This window comes from Chitinophagales bacterium (assembly GCA_040877935.1).
Classification (GTDB): Bacteria; Bacteroidota; Bacteroidia; order Chitinophagales; family CAIOSU01; genus JBBDNB01.
This window is the reverse complement of record JBBDNB010000004.1, coordinates 12,367-29,004: the sequence shown is the minus strand read 5'-3', so window position 1 is coordinate 29,004 and position 16,638 is coordinate 12,367. Positions and strand designations below refer to the sequence as shown.

Here is a 16,638-nt window from a genome sequence, read left to right as displayed (position 1 = left end):
GCGTTTTGCCTTAATAACTTGAGTTCGATAATTATTTAAAAGCTGAGCACTAAAGAATTCCCGAACTCAGGTTAATATATTAGAAAGGCAAGTATTCAGGCAATTAAATTTATGGGGATGAGAAAATCATTTTCTCTATTTGAAGGATGTGGTTTGATTATTCATTCTTTTTGTCTTTTGTTCTGAATCTATCAAATCTTTAGGGAGTTTCCTGTTTACTTGAAGGTTTTTATATGTGACACTTGTTCGATCTATTTCGCTCCTTAGTCTTTCAAGCTGATCTGGGGGGAGTGCGGTTACAATTCTTAGCAATTGTCCAAAGCCGATATTTGCTTTCACCTTCATGCTACCTAATTTACAAATTATTTTGATAAAACAACTAAATACTTAAAAAATAATGATCAGTTGGTTTTTCAGGATTAAGATTTTAAAAACGCAAAATATATTTCTATATTTAAAAGCATTATTTCATAAAGTATTAAAATCAAAAATCATGAACAAAAGAATTTTTACAGTAAGCGTATTGGTTTCCGTTATTGCAATTGCAAGCTTGTTTTCGGCCTATGTGGCTGCTCCTCAAAGTCAAGAGAAAGATGTTGTAACTATTAGAATAAACGATCACATTATAAAAAAGTCATCAGCTATTTATGTTGTTGAAGGCGGTGAGTCCAGAATTGTCGATTTAGAGAGGTATGATATTAGAGATTCTGAAAATTTCAGGACATTATCGAAAGTTATTGAGGAATACATTAAAAAGGGTTATAGTATAGAAAGCGCAACTTCTGTTAGTTTTAATGGCGGTGGAACTTCCCAAGCTATAGTCCATGATTATGTATTGGTGAAATAGTTTTTTGTGTATTGGCTTTTCCAAAGTTTATTCCGATAGCCATCGGAATTGGAAAAAGTTTATCCTATAATTTAGGCAATTAACGGTCTGACGGCTATTATATGGCTGCATAATGCCGTCTGACCGTTTGTGTTAATCTGTAGAAAGGTTTTTTTTAAGATCGGTTACGACATTTGTATCGATTAAGAATTTCTTTCCCATTCTTTGCGCATTTGATCCAATTCTTGATGCATTAGGTCTGATTCTTCAGTAGTAATACTGCCTTCTAAATCTTTTGAAAGCTTTGTTTTATTTTTTTTGGGGGAATGCTTTATCACCTTAATTAAATTTAGTGCTTCTAATTGCTCTATCAACTTTAAGGCTTTTTCACTATTTACTTGAATGGTTAGTGTTTGATGGCCCATGATTATTAGCGTTTTCTAAAGAGATTAAACATTGTCTAATTTACGGATAAATCAAAGCGTAACAATAAAATAACGGATTTGAATAGGGATAATTCACTGAGCGCTTATATATTTTGAACAAAATTTACGTTTGCCAAGACTTCCAAAGTCTCAAAGACTTGGGAAGTCTGATAGCATAGGAAACCAAAAGCAACTTTAGGCACTTAAGAAACCTTCACCTTCTCCCCAACGCCACAAGCTTCCAACATCAAATTGTGCAGTTCGGTGTTCAATACAAAAGGATTGAGCAATTCGCTGCCCGGGCCCAATGCGGAAACTTCCACAAAATCCGAAGTGTGGTGATCTCCTCCAAAATGTACTGAAGTGTGCTCTCTTTGAACCATTGCCAGTTTTTCAAAAGGCAGTTTGTAAGGGTCTTTTTGATCTTTTTTGCTAAGGCTTTGAATGTGTTTTACCAGTTCACCAGCAGCATCTTTTCCGATGGCATAACCATGAGCAAATTCAATCCGCTCGATTAACTGAGCTGCATTTGCAGGTGCATCGTTCTGAACCAAAATCCATTCATTGCTGTGCTTGAATTTCTGGATATTGTCAAAATTATCATTGGCTTTGCTGCCATAATACAATCCTGGGTTGGCATTGCCGTGATCTGTTGTGATAATTACCAAGGTTTCTTTGTCTTTTTCCGCAAAATCCAAAGCTACTTTCACCGCATCGTCAAAAGCAATTTGATCGAATATCAATCCACCTACATCATTTCCGTGGGCAGCCCAATCCACTTTGCCGCCCTCTACTTGCATTACAAAGCCATTGGGATTCCGCTTCATTTTGTCAATGGCAAATTGGGTCATTTCGGCCAGCGTTGGCACGGTATTTAGTTTTTCCTTGTCGGAATTGTGATCTACGGTATAGGGCAGGGCATTGTCATCAAAACCCCCCAGTAGCGGAGCATCGGATTGCAGCTCGGCTGTCATGCTTTTTTTATTCAAAGCTACTTTAAAACCATTGTCCCTGAATTTTTGATACAGGTCTAAACCATCCTCTCTTTTTTCAGCATTGAAATATTTATCTCCACCGCCCATCAATACATCAAATTTTAGGGGCAGGTATTTTTCGGCAATCACGTCTTGCTCTTTCCTTGTATGGTGATTTATACAAAACGAAGCGGGCGTGGCATGGGTAATGGGGACTGTTGTCACGCATCCTACCGCTTTGCCTTTTTCCTTGAATTTTTGCAAAATAGGTTTGTATTTTTCGCCATCGGCACTCATGTTTAACATTCCATTCGGAATACGAACACCACCGCCCCAGGCAGCTCCAGCGGCTGCAGAATCAGTTACCAAGGAATCGGAAGAAGCAGTATCCATCAGGCTGCGCTTTACACGACCTTGCTTAATCAAATCAACCCAAACGCTGCCCTTTCCTTTCATTCGCTGAAGCATGTGGTCGGCCATAGTGAGTGTGCCGGTGCTCATTCCATCGCTCACCAGAAAGATGATGTTTTTGGCTTTTTTGCCCGCATCAACGGATTGTTTCTCTTTTGATTCCTCTAAATTGACACATCCTGGCAGAATTAAACCTGCGCCAACGGTGGCCACTGCACCTTGCCTAAAAAAACTTCTTCTTTTCATAATATTGATTTAAATGGGGAATTGGTTAACGCTACTGCGATTTTAAGTAATTCTCAGCGCATTTTTTAATAATTGCGTGTTAATCCTTGGTTAAGCCGTTTACCACATAAGCAGATCCCGGCATGGGCAGCACAAATTCAGGATGTTCTGGGAATTTTTCCTTGATGTAAATCCAGTGCTTCGAAATATTGGATTTGGCTACTGCCCGAACGGGAGCGGTTTTTTCCTGCATGAAATTTTCCCAATGACCAAGAAAAACCAATTGCGGCTCAATATAATTGACCATTTCTTCCAATTCCCTGATCTTTTTACCCTTTAGGGCTATTGACAAAAATGCAATGTCCACGGGATGATTTATCAGCATTTCTTTGGGGAAATATCCAGCAGGTTTTTCACCATTGGAAGTTTGTATAAATATGCGGTACTGTATTTTTCCTTCATCCAAAAAATCTACCAAATAACTCAAAGGCTGTCCCATTTTCCAGCGTTTGGCTTTTACGGGAGCTTCCTCCAATGCCTCGTGATAATGTCCGCTGTAGAGCGTAATGCCCATAAAATGACTGGGGTGTTCTGCCTCAAAAGCCATCAGGCGCATACTGCTATCAATGCTGTAAATCCACTGCCCGGGTTGCTCGATATTGCCCATCAAATCATTCACCTTTTGCACTTTTGCCAATTTCTGATTGTAAGCCGCTACGGTATTTACGGCCGTTTCGCTTCCAGCAAAAACCACTTTATCGGGCTCCACAAAGTTGCTCATGTAGGGCCAATCCATCAGGTGATCGTAATGCGCATGTCCAATGCTGACCATTCTCGTTTTTTTCAAATCAACAGCCGCTATAAACGAATCGACAATACTCGTGTCCGTAGCTATTTTTCCAAAAACAACTTTTTTGCTCACGGGATTGGAAATAAATGGATCGGTCAATAAAGCCTTGCCTTCCAGCTCTATAAAGAAATTGGTTACGCCAAAAAAATGGATGTTTAGAGGAGGTTTGTTTTCCTTTTTTGAAATCCGCAATTCCCCACCTTGGTGTATGATGCTTTTGTCCTGGATTTTTCTGCTGCACTGCGCAAAAATCAATAGTATTGGCAATAAAAAAAGGGCTATTCTAATTTGAGTAGCCCTTTGAACTGAATGTTTTTTCATACTAATTTAGTTGCCTTTTGGATTGCTGTTTTGCATTTGATTGGGATCAGCAGGCTGTACCTGCATATTTTTATTCAAAGGTTGGTACTCAGCAGGTACTTTAAATTTATCATCACTAACGGATTGTTTTTTAATGGAAGTGATTTTTTGCGAGTAAAGCAAGTTACCGCCCGTGTTTGCAGAGTTGATTTCCAGGGGAATTGCATTGATGCCTTTTTCTTTTAAATTTTTCAAAACACTGCTGGAAAGTAAAATAGCTGGCATATCATGCATATTAATAGGTGTTTTATCACTTACCCATACAGTAGAAATTTTATCGGGGGATTCCACTTTCATTTTTATGGCAGAATAACCGGATACCAGTTTGGTATCGTCTGTCTTCTGGATTTCAGAACCATAGCCGGGCTTAATGCTATTTGTTATGGCATCTTGTGGAATTTCATAAACCACTTTCTTTCCATCGGCATCAGATAACATCTGCATCAGGTTGTTGCCCGCAGCTATCAAAAAGATATAGCTGTAGCTTTCTCCGGCTTTAGTTCCTGAGTATTCCAGGCGGTGATTGCCATTTTTGATATACCATTTGATATCGGCTTTTTCCTGAATTTCGTTATTCACAGTAGTCATGTCAATAATGCCCTCAAAAGGTTTTTGAGCAATCGAAATGCCAGCAAAAAACAAGGCGCATAAAATTAATATTGATCGTGTCATTGTGTATTTGTTTTAAATGGTTAATTGCCCACTCTACCCTTCAGGAAAGTAGTATTATACACCTGATCGGTTAGATTAAGCGGGTTTCCGTTTCTTTTAACAGCATATCCACCATCACCTGCAGCGGGAATTGGAAGAGGTATTGGTATGTTAAGATTGGTAACTATCGGAATGGTAATAGGGCCTATAAACGGAATGTTTACAACAATAGATGCTGAAAGTGAAACCTGGAATAGTCCTGCAGTTCCGGGAAATCCATAAGCACCACCATTTCCACCTCTTACATTGGGGTTGATAGTAATGGAAACAGGCCCCTGTTGAATATTAATGGGCAATTGCAAAATACCACCTTGTCCAGGCGTACCAAATATACCATCAGAACCATCCAATCCCTGAGAGTAAAACTGGATACCGACAAGCGTGGGGATATTTCCGCCATCACCGCCACCGGCACCACCACCGCCACCGGAGCCGATCAAAAATCCGAAAAAGATAGGGCCGAGCGGAATGCCAATTTGAAATGCTACGGCACCACCGCCACCGCCACCGCCAAAAATATAGCCATTGTTCAGCACGGATGTATTGGCAGAAATTCGAATGGCATCGCCACCATCAAAGCCTTCTCCTGTATAGCCGAAATTGGGATCAGTAGCTGTTCCTCCATCTCCACCTGCGCCTATAATTTGACCATTGTTTACAATAGCTACACGTGAGCCTGTAGGAATTGGGCCCATAGAATAAGCGGGTATTGGAGGAACAGGAGGGACAAATGGTATGGCAGGAATGCTGGTTCCTTCTAAGGAAACGCCTGCAAGCACTTCATTGACCACACATACCGGGTCATTTGGTGACAAAAGCAATTGCGGATAGGTGGTATACAAGTCCACACTCATTATATAATTTGACTGGTTGTTATTCACATCTAAGTAATAGCAGGGTTCCAAGTATAGCGAGTAAACAATATTATAGATGCTGGAGCCGCAAAGCGCCTGGATAATAATGGCGTGGGAACCATCGGGAGTAAATGGAGTTACTTTAATGGTCAGGTCGCTGGATCCGGTAGAAAAAACCGGGTTTTGGCTAAAATTTGCTGACATGCCCTGCGGCAATACATTTACAATGTTAAGTGCAATATTTTGAGCTGCTCCTGTATTTTGCACAATATCGAGGGTAATAGTAATCGAATCGGTTTGCGTTCGGTCAATGGTATCGGCAATGCTGCTGGGCGTAATAGTGAAAAAACAATCGTCACAGTTTCTTTGGAAGACATTGATCCAGCAAGTGCCATTGTAGTATTGGTGTGTGCTGTCGTCCACATTGAAAATTGCCAGGCCTGTTGCCGGATCATTGATTAAATCTCGCTCAGCCGTACTCATGCGTGGCTGTAAAAAACCTTTTTCGGTCGATTCTAAATCTAAAATTGCTGAAGAATCTGGTGTTAAAGTTCCTATACCTACATTACCTCTGTTAATTTGACTGAATAATTCAGGGGATAAAAGCAGTGTAAATAAAAAGAGCAATCCAACCTTGAGATTGAGGAAGCAATACTTCATTTGACGATGTTTTTTTACGAGCAATATCCTACAAATATAGGTAAAAATGTGTATTGAGTTCAAGCTTTGGTATTGTTAAACCCTGACATTTAAAAATCACCAAAGAGGTTTCCTTTATAACATGATAAGTTGTTGATTTTCAAATCGTCTGACTTGTACTGACCTAAAGTGTCAGTATTATACAATAGGAAAACTATTGCATAATTCTGGTTAAATAGCATTTGAGATTACAAACCTGAGCTCTTAAATAATTATCTGTCAAGACACTTGTCGTCTTGATTGAACTCAGGTTACAAGGTACATCACTTAATTGTACATGCTCTCCAGGAGGCTTTTGTATTTATTGACCACTTTTTTGCTCTTGATTTTCAAAGTTGGGGTAAGCAGGCCGTTCTCCGGTGTGAAATTTTCATCCAATATTTTATAGTACTTGATTTGCATGTATATTGCCAATTGTTCATTGGCTTTATTTACTGCATTATTCACTTCTTTTTCCACTCTGGTTTTGTCCCAGCCTCTGTTTTCTGCCATTAATTTATCTATACAGAGCAGTGCAACGATGTATTTTTTTTGATCTCCGTAAATAAAGGCAGATTCAACAATTCCACCATTCATCAGGAGTTTTTGAATGATTGCCGGAGGAATATTTTTTCCGCCCGAAGTAATAATCAATTGTTTTTTTCGGTCTGTGATTTTCACAAACCCTTCATCATCTATTTCGCCAATATCCCCTGTTTTGAAATAGCCATCATCCGTAAAACTGGCTTTTGTCGCTTCGGGATTATTGTAGTATTCTTTGAATATATTAGGGCCTTTCACCAGAATTTCCCCATCATCGGCTATTTTGATATCCACTTTTGGAATGGCCTGTCCTACAGTGCCAAATTTAAAAGCTTCAGGTTTGTTTACAGTATAGGGAGCAGTTCCTTCTGTTGCTCCATAACCTTCGTAAATACTCAAATTTATAGCGTAAAAAAAATTTGCAATTTCAGGGTTGAGTGGAGCACCTCCGGAAATAAAAAATTTGATGTTCCCGCCAAACATCTCTTTCACTTTGGAATAAATCAATTTATTGGCCAGCGCATGTTGCAGGCTTAATGGAAAAGGGATATTCTGTTTTTTCATGCGATATGGAGCTGTTTTGTGCCCCACCTCAACTGCCCAGTTAAAGAGTTTCTTTTTCAATCCTCCAGCGGTCTCCAGCCCAATTTGAATTTTGGAATAAATCTTTTCGAAAACACGTGGCACGGCAGCAATAAACTCCGGTTTCAGTGCTTTGAAATCTTCCAGCAAGGTCTCGATACCTCCGGCATAGGCAATGGTTTTTCCATTGTATAGCGGTAAATAATAACCGCCAATTCTTTCCAGTGCATGTGCCAATGGCAAAAAGCTGAGGTTGCGCTCCATATTTTCAAAAGCTTCGGGACTGTGTGCTTTCATCTGTTCCAAAGTGGTGAGGTAATTAAAATGGCTCAAAACCACTCCCTTTGGATTTCCGGTAGTTCCGCTGGTATAAATAATAGTGAGTGTGTCATCTCCCTTGGTTGTCTTCACCCTTCTTTTTATTTCTTCTTTATGGTTTTCTATGCCCTGCATTTTATTAAAGGCCTCAAAAAAATCAGGATCTGGATTTTCAAAATCTTCAAATACCCAGGCTTTTTTTACAAAAGGCAAATCAGATTTTCTTGAATGTACTTTATCCACCTGCTCCTGATTCTCCAAAAAAAGAAACTTTGCTTGTAAATCTTTGAGAATGAATACCATTTCATCTGCTACGGTAGTTGGGTAAACGGCCGAAACAATGCCTCCGCTGAGCAAAATGGATAAATCTGAAAAAATCCATTCCTTTCGGGTTTGGCTCATTATTACGGCTCTATCGCCTTTATGAATACCTACCTCTATTAAAGCGCCTGCAAGTTGGAAGGTTTTGTCCTTAAGCTGCTTGTAGGACATTTCTTTAAAACCCGCTTCGTTTTTGTAAACAACTGCCGGATGATTTTTTAATGTTTCAAGATTATTAAGGAGTATTTCACTTAGGTTTTGGTATTGCATTGTTTTTTTGTCAGGAAATTATGAATAAAAATCATGAATTTGAAAACCACATACTTGTTAAGTGGTTTAAGGATAATGTATATTTGCATGCTTAAAAAAAGAATAGATGTCGAGATTACACGAGTTAAAAATCAAGAAAATAAAGTCTGAAACACCTTATGCAAAGGTTGTTACATTTGATATACCAGAGGATTTAAAATCTGATTTCAAGTACATACCTGGTCAATATATTACTGTAGAAGTAGAGGTGGATGGCAAAAAAGAGCGCAGGGCATATTCTCTGTGCAGTAGCCCTGTAATGGATGATGATCTTTCTGTGGGGGTGAAGAAAGTGGAAATGGGTAAGGTTTCGGGCTATATAAATGATGAGGCCAAAGAAGGAGAAAGCATTCGTGTGATGCCACCCATGGGTAATTTCACAGTAAATACTGACTCTACAAGAAAAAAACATTATGTGCTTTTAGGCGGTGGAAGCGGAATTACACCCTTGATGTCTATTATCAGAACAGTTTTAGTGCAAGAGCCCAATAGCAGGGTGACACTTTTTTACGCCAATCGCGATGAGGAATCCATTATGTTCAAAAGTGTATTGGATGAACTGGAAAATAAATATCCCGAGCGGCTGGAAATTTTCCATTCCCTTGACCGAACCACTGTCGACTGGGTAATCAACAAGGGCTACCTGACCCGTGATATTTTGCAGACATTGCTTAAAAACAAATTACCTGCTGCGCCTCAGGATTTTGATTATTATATCTGTGGGCCAACTCCTTTGATGTCAATTATTGATGAAGCGCTAGAAGCTTTACAAATTCCTGAAAAGCAAATACACAAAGAGTTTTTCACCGCTAAATTGAAAACCGAAGAAAAGAAAGAAGAGCGGGAAGTTTCTGACAGCCCTTTGGACAGTGCAGAAATTCACCTTACAGTTGATGGCGAAGATTATGACTTTGAATACAAAGGGGAAGATTCATTGTTAGAAGCAGCATTAGACAATGACATTGACGCGCCCTATGCCTGCCAGGTTGGTGCTTGCTGTACTTGTCGTGCCAAGGTATTTGAGGGGAAAGTGGTAATGGCCGATCGCGAATCGCTGTCAGATGAGGAAATTGATGAGGGCTATGTTTTGACCTGCCAATCAAAGCCGCTTACACCAAAAGTGATTTATACTTATGATGAGTAAGGAGATATTGCCCGAAATATTGAAGGCTTAATTTTTTATGTACAGTCCACCCAGTTCTTTATCAAATTAAAGTTTACAATGCCTAAAACTATTGAGCTAAAACTTTGATCTTCATAACTTGATTCACTGTTTACTTATTTTGTCATAAATAAATTTGTCAAGCGCATACTTGCCCGAACCACTTATGGCAATTACCAGGTAAACAGTGAGATACAATAATGCCATTTCTTTATCTTGAAGTGCATCCTCTGCATGAACTATAAAAGCTGCTACAGCCAAAGTGATTATTAGCGGTATTGAGGCCAACCGTGTAGCTGCCCCAAAGATTAAAAGCATTGAACAAAACACCTCTGCAAAAACTGCTAAAGCCAATGAAGCAAATACGCCTACTCCCAATGGATCGGAAAACTTAATAGGATCATCACCGATTAATTTTAACCATTTTCCCCAGCCGTGAGTGATCATCAAGGCTCCAAAAACCAGGCGAAGAATAAGCAGTGAAAGATCAATATTATTATTGTATGTTCCGGGATTGAATAATTTTTTTAGCATAATTAATTTATTTTTTTTCTGTCAACAATTTGTTAATCAGGTTACTGATTTCTTTACCTCTTGTAAGTGTCATCATATGTGAACCACCCTCAATCAGATAATGGTAATTTACATTTTTCACGGGGATAACATTGTCTTTATTGCCGTGAATATGAATGATTGTGTTTGAATACTCCCTTCTGTCCCAATTGATAATCATATCTAAAGTTCGCTTTAGAAATTTAGGATCTTTTTCACCGAGCATTTTTTCGAATTTTTCTTTTTCTTTTTTTTGATCGGGCTCAACTATCGGGATTATCAGTTTTGAAATAGCTTTAAGAAAGCTTCCTGATAATAATCTATAAAAAGGCAATGCCTTAAACAGCTTATATTTTCCGGGCAATTCTCTATTGCTTTTTGCGCTGGAAATAACAATAAGCATTTCTGGTTTTAGAATTTCCTGAAGCTCAACAGCAATCATTCCTCCAATGGAAGTTCCTATGATCACTTTTCGCGGATGATTGTCAAACTGTTTGCTAAGCTGCATTGCATATTGCTTCATCGAGCAATTTTTTTCAGGAAGTTCAAATTCAATGTGCTTGTGCTCAAATTCAGGATTTAGCTCAAAATTGTCAAACAGCCTTGAGTCGGCACCCTGCCCGGGGATCAAATAAATTTTAAAGTCATTATTCATTGAGTAAATTAAAGAAAAGGAGCATTGAAATAAAATCCTGAAACTCATTTTAACATTAGAGTAAATATAAAGATTTGGATGAAAACATTTTTTCAATAAAATTGACTTTACCTGCAACGATTTGTAGCTTAGATTTGTCTTAGTAGTAGTGTTTCTAATCTCCAAAGTTTCTCTTTACAAATGAAGTATTTTCTTAGTGCGTTTTTCCTGATGTTTTTATTTTCGGGATGCACTACATTAATTAATTTATGGCGCTATAAACTTCCTGATATCGCTGATGTTTATCGCATGCCAAGGCATGAACTCAAAAAATCTACTAATCCCTATGTATTTCCACGAAAAGAAGTAGGAAATATTCCTGACCCTGCCTTGTGGGCAGTTGAAAATATCGGGTATTTTCCAAGAAAACAACCTGTTGTAAAAAGGTGGGATTCTCCTGAAGATTTTCTTGAGCGCTCCAATACAACTGCATTGATTGTCATTCAAAATGATACCATTCGTTATGAGAATTATTTTAATGACTTTGATCAGGACATGCAATCCATTGTTTTTTCAGTGAGTAAAAGTTTTGCTTCGGCACTTGCGGGTATTGCTCTTGAAGAAGGAAAATTTAGCAGCCTGGACCAGCCAATCAGTGATTTTATTCCTGAATTTAAACAGGGCAAAAAAAATGAAATCACGATCAATCATTTGCTGCAAATGACATCAGGGCTTGATTTTTACGATTACAGCACGCTCTACAAATTGATGGAGTTGTATTATTCCAATGACCAGACAACAATGATTGAAAAAGTGCCCATGCGCTATGAGCCGGGTACTGTATTTAAATACAAATCTTATTCTACTTTTTTACTGGGAATATGCATTGAAAAAGCTACGGGAAAACCTTATTACGAATACCTTCAAGAAAAATTGTGGGAACCTCTCGGAATGGAATACGATGGCTATTTTACGGTGGATAAAGAACGCAATCAAAAAGCCTATGGTGGAATAGCTGCCTGTGCCAGGGATTTGGCAAAATTTGGCACTTTGTATGCCAATAAAGGAAAATGGAGAGGAGAACAAATTCTTCCCGAATGGTGGGTGGAGCGTTCTAGTATGCGCGACACTTCAGAGGGCTCTGCATGGCGTTATTCCAATTGCTTCTGGCTGGACACTTATCCACAGGAGAAAGCAATGACCACTAAAAAAGATTTTTTTGCCGGAGGTTACAGAGGACAGGCCATTTATGTCAATCCTGAATTGAATATAGTTATTGTAAGGCAGGGGAAAAGCGAACGGGGTTTCCGCTGGGGCAAAAGCTTATCGAAATTAGCAATGGTTTGGGATGCGCATCAGGAAATAGTAAGCGAAAGTCAATTGCAATTTGTGGAAGGGAATTACCAGGGTAAAAATGGTAAATCACTTTCTGTTAAATTTGAAAACAACAAGCTTAGTATTATTGGCTTTAATGATTGTGATGATGAACAGCTTAAGCTCACCCGAATCTCAGGAGCCAGTTTTTCAGCCAGCTCGGGAAAAGTAAAGGCAACGCTTGATTATCGAAACCAAAATATTTTGGGAATGGCCATAGAAATACCGGGCCAGGAATATTTCTTCGCTAAAAATGACTCGGTAGTCCAATGAAGCAAAGATTTCTCTTTTTTATTGCTGTTGTATCCTTGTACTATATTTTCTTTTTGCCAATGTTGTATGCCGGGGGAAGTTTTTTCCATTCTGAATTCAGACAGTTAATTCCCGGTCTTTTTTTGCCCAAAGCAATTAATATACTGAACGCCAAAACCTGGACTTCAAGCCAAATAGAAAAAATATTTATTTACTCAACTAAACTTACTTTTTATCCATGAAAAAACTGCTTTCATTACTATTCTCATTCCTATTTATTTTTCAATTATCAGCACAGCGCAATTATGCAGAACATGTAACAATCGTAAGAGATAAGTTTGGCGTGCCGCATATTTTTGGTGAAAAAGATGTGGATGTTGCCTATGGTCTGGCCTGGGCCAATGCAGAAGACGACTTTAATACCATGCAGGAAACTATAGCAGCTGCCAAAGGCCTTCAGGCACGTATCCTGGGCAAGGATGGGGCCAATATGGACTACCTGGTGCATGCCTTTAGATCCAGGGAGGTTGTGGAGGAGCAGTATGACAAGCAGTTGACGCCTGAATACAGGGCTTATATAGAAGCTTATGCAAAAGGAGCAAATGACTATGCCGATGCCAATCCAAAAGAGATTTTACACAAAAAAATATTCCCCATTACAGCCCAGGATATTCTTGTTGGTTCTCACCTAATTACCGGGCTCATTTCCTATGCGCATGTGCCTATTCAAAAAATTATGAAAGGGAAATATGACGATGAAAAAATTAAATTCGGCTCCAATGCATTTGCTTTTGCGCCTGATAAAACCGAATCAGGAAATCCCATTCTTTGTGCCAATCCGCATTTGCCATTTGAGGGTTTTATAAGTTGGTATGAAGCACATTTGCAGAGCGAAGAAGGGCTTGATGTATATGGCGCTACATTTCCGGGGGCTTCTTCCATTTTTGTGGGTACCAATCAGTATTTGGGCTGGACACATACTTTCAATAAATTGGATTTGGTGGATGTCTATAAATTGAAAATGCATCCCGATGAAAAGCTCAAATACGAATACGATGGAGAATGGCTTGAGCTGGAAGAACGCAAAGTGAAATTGAAAGTGAAAGTTTCATTTTTACGTATTCCCGTTGGGAAGAAAACCTACTGGAGCAAACTTGGTTTTGTAATCCAGTCCAAACAAGGCGATTTTTATGCCATTCGCTGGGCCAGTAATATGGACATCAATGCATCGCAACAGTGGTACTACATGAATAAAGCCACAAATTTTGATGAGTTTTATGAGACATTTGATATGTTGGCTATTCCCCGTTTCAATACCGTTTATGCCGACAGGGAAGGGAATATTTTATATATCAATTACGGAAAACTGCCCAAAAGAGACAGCGCACGCGACTGGACAAAAGTTCAGCCCGGCCATACCTCAGACTTGGTTTGGGATGAATTCTATACCATAGAGGAATTGCCGCAGATCAAAAATCCCGACTGTGGCTATGTGTTCAATACAAACAATACACCCTACAATGCCACTTGCGAGGAGAAAGATATGCCGTTTAAATGCTTTCCCAGCCATATGGGCTTTAAATCCACCAATAACAATCGCAGTTTGCGTTTTATGGAATTGATTGATTTGTATGATAAAGTCAGTTATGAAGATGTAAAGGATATAAAGTTTGACAACAAATACCCTGAAAGCGGGGTTTTTCTCGATTCGTTAAATATTATTTCCGAAATAGATGCTGCAAAATATCCTGAACTTGAAAAATATATCAAGAAGATGCAAGCCTGGAATAAAGAAGCAAAACCTTACTCCATTGCAGCGACTTATTTTCTCCTTACTTTAGATTATGTATTTCAAAAGAAAAACTATACCGATAAGATTTTTTACCAGGGGTTGGAAATGAACGAGGCTTTGTTTATAGAAGCACTTGGAGCAAGTATAGATCATTTGGAAAAACACTTTAAATCCGATGAAGTGCCTTTGCGCGATATTCATGTTTTAAGAAGGGGCGACAAGGAAGTTTTCCTGCCTGGTTTTCCCGATGTATTGGCGGCCAATTATACCAAAAAAGCCAAAGATGGAAAGTACGTTGCTTATGTTGGTGATTCTTATACGCTTATTGTGGAATATGGCCCCAAAGGGCCGGTTAGAATGGAGTCTCAGGTGGCCTATGGTGCTTCTGCAAAACCCGAAAGTCCGCACTATACAGACCAGATGGATTTGTTCAGCAAACAGATCACCAAGAAAGTGACTATGAACAAAAAACAGATTTTTGAAAATGCCAGGGCTGTTTATAAGCCGGGGGAAGTTCAATAATAATTTTGTGCATTGAGCTTAATTTTCTATGCAATAAAATATTGGAAGAACTGAACCATATTCCATTTTTGTTATAATAAAAAAACACGGAAAGAATAGCAGTTGACGAAAATGGTGATATCGGTTTCGGCACCGATGCTCCGTCCTATACCTTAGATGTAACCGGCACTGTTGCCGCCTCGCAATATCTTGTAAACACCGCCACAGATACCCACGACCTGCTTGCACTCATCCTTCAACTGAAACAAGAAATTGAAATGCTCAAAAAAGAGCTGAACCTGATAGCAGAGAAGTAAGATTTATTCGATATATTTAGAAAACAAAACCCTCTGAATTATGAAATCTTTTCTCTCCATACTGTTGATTTCTTTTTGTTATAGTGTGTTTGCACAATTACCCACATTAGATAAAAAAAGAGCTAATATCTGGTATTTCGGAACTGCCTATACAGGGTATGGCGCACCGGGGCTTGACTTTAGCAGCGGGCAGCCCGTTGTGCTTACCAATGGTGTAAATGTGGGCAGCACTGCCTGCACTATTAGCAATGCTGACGGTAACTTACAGATGTATCCTACTCAGTTTCCGTTTATTGCCAATGCATTGCACGACTCTATGGCAAATAGTAAGGTAATAATGAGCGGCTCATCGCAATATACCAGCCAACCTCAACATTATTTATTTGTCCCTAACCCTTCAAACAATGGTTTGATATATATATTCACTTATGAAAGAGGAGGAAATTATCCTCCCTATTTATATCATATTGTAGATATGAATATGGAAGGGGGCTTAGGCGCGATAATATCTATTAACAATCCATTGTATGCCGACCCGACTGTGAAACAAACTGCCGTGCACCACAGCAATTGCAGAGATGTATGGGTGGTTTCTCACCAGCGAAATTCCAATAATTTTTATGCCTATTTGGTTACAGATACGGGTGTAGTTACCAATCCTGTTATTTCAAGTGCAGGGTATGTAATAAATAATACCAATGGATATTTTGGAGGCATGAAGCTTTCTCCTAACGGTAAGAAAATTGCATATGTGGCAAAATTATTAGGGGTCGTTCAACTATTTGATTTTGATAATTCTAATGGTATAATATCTAATGCTATCACACTTCCAACTGACAGTAGTTTAAACGAAAATAACCTTACTTTTTCACCCGATGGAACTAAATTGTATATATGCTCTGTATCGGGAGGCGGATTGCCTGCCATGATTCACCAGTTTGATGTATCCTCAGGTGATTCAGCAACAATAGTAAACAGCAGAGCATTGATAGGGCAAACTCCATTAATAAATCCCGGGTTTAGTTTACAAGGAATACATTTAGCCCCCAATGGAAAAATATACATAGGAAAACATGCTAACTCCAACCTGATTGATTCATTAGCTGTTATCCATAATCCCAACGCATTGGGATTATCCTGCAATTTTGAACTTCATGCAATCAGGTTATACGGAAGAAGCGGAACCGGACTGAATAATTTAATTCAAAGCTATTTTAATGAAGACCCTGCTGCATACCCCTGCTTTGTCGGTATGGAAAATCAGCATTTAACATTGTTAAATAATGATTCGGTAGCGATATATCCCAATCCTTTTTACGACAAGCTAACAATTGAATTAAATAAGCCGGTAAAAAACTGCCGGATAACTATTCATGATTTACAGGGAAGGGCATATTATATTGATAACAGAAATATACTAATCACTATGGAAATTATGAGAAAGAATATTCCACAGGGAGTATATATTCTGAAAATTCAGGGAGAAAATTTTCTGCACACCGCAAAAATCATAACCATTAATTAAACCTTAAAAACCACTCATTATGAAAACACAAAATCTTATCGGAATCATTGTAATGCTGGTAGCTTGCAATATTCAAACAGCTAAAGCCCAATCTTGGGACTTAGGTGGAAATTCATCTACTGGAGGAAATTTTATTGGAACT

General features: G+C 38.8%; 15 protein-coding genes. 6 read left to right on the top strand and 9 right to left on the bottom strand.

Annotated elements, in window-relative coordinates; translation table 11 throughout:
• Window positions 1–135 precede the first annotated feature (135 nt).
• The gene (locus tag WD048_01290; GenBank protein ID MEX0810817.1) at window positions 136–345 is read right to left on the bottom strand and encodes a hypothetical protein; all 210 of its coding nucleotides are present in this window, start codon (window positions 343–345) and stop codon (window positions 136–138) included.
• A gap of 148 nt (window positions 346–493) precedes the next feature.
• On the opposite strand from WD048_01290, the gene WD048_01285 reads away from it, so the two are divergent.
• On the top strand, window positions 494–847 hold the full coding sequence (locus WD048_01285) for a hypothetical protein (protein ID MEX0810816.1): 354 nt from the start codon (window positions 494–496) through the stop codon (window positions 845–847).
• A gap of 182 nt (window positions 848–1,029) precedes the next feature.
• Here WD048_01285 and WD048_01280 read toward each other — a convergent pair whose 3' ends face one another.
• The 6 genes from WD048_01280 to WD048_01255 form a co-directional block, all read right to left on the bottom strand.
• Complete coding sequence (locus WD048_01280; protein MEX0810815.1) at window positions 1,030–1,251, bottom strand: hypothetical protein; 222 nt, start codon at window positions 1,249–1,251, stop codon at window positions 1,030–1,032.
• A gap of 203 nt (window positions 1,252–1,454) precedes the next feature.
• On the bottom strand, window positions 1,455–2,882 hold the full coding sequence (locus tag WD048_01275) for an alkaline phosphatase (protein MEX0810814.1): 1,428 nt from the start codon (window positions 2,880–2,882) through the stop codon (window positions 1,455–1,457).
• Between the two features lie 79 nt (window positions 2,883–2,961).
• Window positions 2,962–4,032: a hypothetical protein gene (locus tag WD048_01270; GenBank protein MEX0810813.1), complete on the bottom strand. Its 1,071-nt coding sequence runs from the start codon at window positions 4,030–4,032 to the stop codon at window positions 2,962–2,964.
• A 6-nt stretch (window positions 4,033–4,038) separates the two neighbouring features.
• Window positions 4,039–4,743, bottom strand: coding sequence for a DUF4412 domain-containing protein (locus WD048_01265; protein MEX0810812.1), 705 nt, complete (start codon window positions 4,741–4,743; stop codon window positions 4,039–4,041).
• Window positions 4,744–4,763: 20 nt separating this feature from the next.
• Window positions 4,764–6,296: a hypothetical protein gene (locus tag WD048_01260; protein ID MEX0810811.1), complete on the bottom strand. Its 1,533-nt coding sequence runs from the start codon at window positions 6,294–6,296 to the stop codon at window positions 4,764–4,766.
• Window positions 6,297–6,602: 306 nt separating this feature from the next.
• Complete coding sequence (locus WD048_01255; GenBank protein ID MEX0810810.1) at window positions 6,603–8,348, bottom strand: long-chain fatty acid--CoA ligase; 1,746 nt, start codon at window positions 8,346–8,348, stop codon at window positions 6,603–6,605.
• A gap of 106 nt (window positions 8,349–8,454) precedes the next feature.
• On the opposite strand from WD048_01255, the gene WD048_01250 reads away from it, so the two are divergent.
• On the top strand, window positions 8,455–9,531 hold the full coding sequence (locus WD048_01250; GenBank protein MEX0810809.1) for a ferredoxin--NADP reductase: 1,077 nt from the start codon (window positions 8,455–8,457) through the stop codon (window positions 9,529–9,531).
• 123 nt (window positions 9,532–9,654) lie between these two features.
• Here the strand turns inward: WD048_01250 and WD048_01245 are convergent, their stop codons facing one another.
• Window positions 9,655–10,083 (bottom strand): DoxX family protein, encoded by a 429-nt coding sequence (locus tag WD048_01245; GenBank protein MEX0810808.1) that lies wholly within the window; start codon window positions 10,081–10,083, stop codon window positions 9,655–9,657.
• A 7-nt stretch (window positions 10,084–10,090) separates the two neighbouring features.
• Window positions 10,091–10,756, bottom strand: a complete 666-nt coding sequence (locus WD048_01240) for an alpha/beta hydrolase (GenBank protein ID MEX0810807.1) — start codon at window positions 10,754–10,756, stop codon at window positions 10,091–10,093.
• 180 nt (window positions 10,757–10,936) lie between these two features.
• On the opposite strand from WD048_01240, the gene WD048_01235 reads away from it, so the two are divergent.
• The 4 genes from WD048_01235 to WD048_01220 all read left to right on the top strand — a co-directional run bounded on the left by WD048_01235 (window position 10,937) and on the right by WD048_01220 (window position 16,496).
• Window positions 10,937–12,382, top strand: coding sequence for a serine hydrolase (locus WD048_01235; protein ID MEX0810806.1), 1,446 nt, complete (start codon window positions 10,937–10,939; stop codon window positions 12,380–12,382).
• A complete protein-coding gene (locus tag WD048_01230; GenBank protein MEX0810805.1) occupies window positions 12,379–12,603 on the top strand; it encodes a hypothetical protein in 225 nt (74 codons plus the stop codon). Before WD048_01235 ends, WD048_01230 begins: the two co-directional genes overlap by 4 nt.
• Complete coding sequence (locus WD048_01225) at window positions 12,600–14,675, top strand: penicillin acylase family protein (GenBank protein ID MEX0810804.1); 2,076 nt, start codon at window positions 12,600–12,602, stop codon at window positions 14,673–14,675. Before WD048_01230 ends, WD048_01225 begins: the two co-directional genes overlap by 4 nt.
• 336 nt (window positions 14,676–15,011) lie before the next feature.
• A complete protein-coding gene (locus tag WD048_01220) occupies window positions 15,012–16,496 on the top strand; it encodes a T9SS type A sorting domain-containing protein (protein MEX0810803.1) in 1,485 nt (494 codons plus the stop codon).
• The last annotated feature ends 142 nt before the right edge of the window (window positions 16,497–16,638 follow it).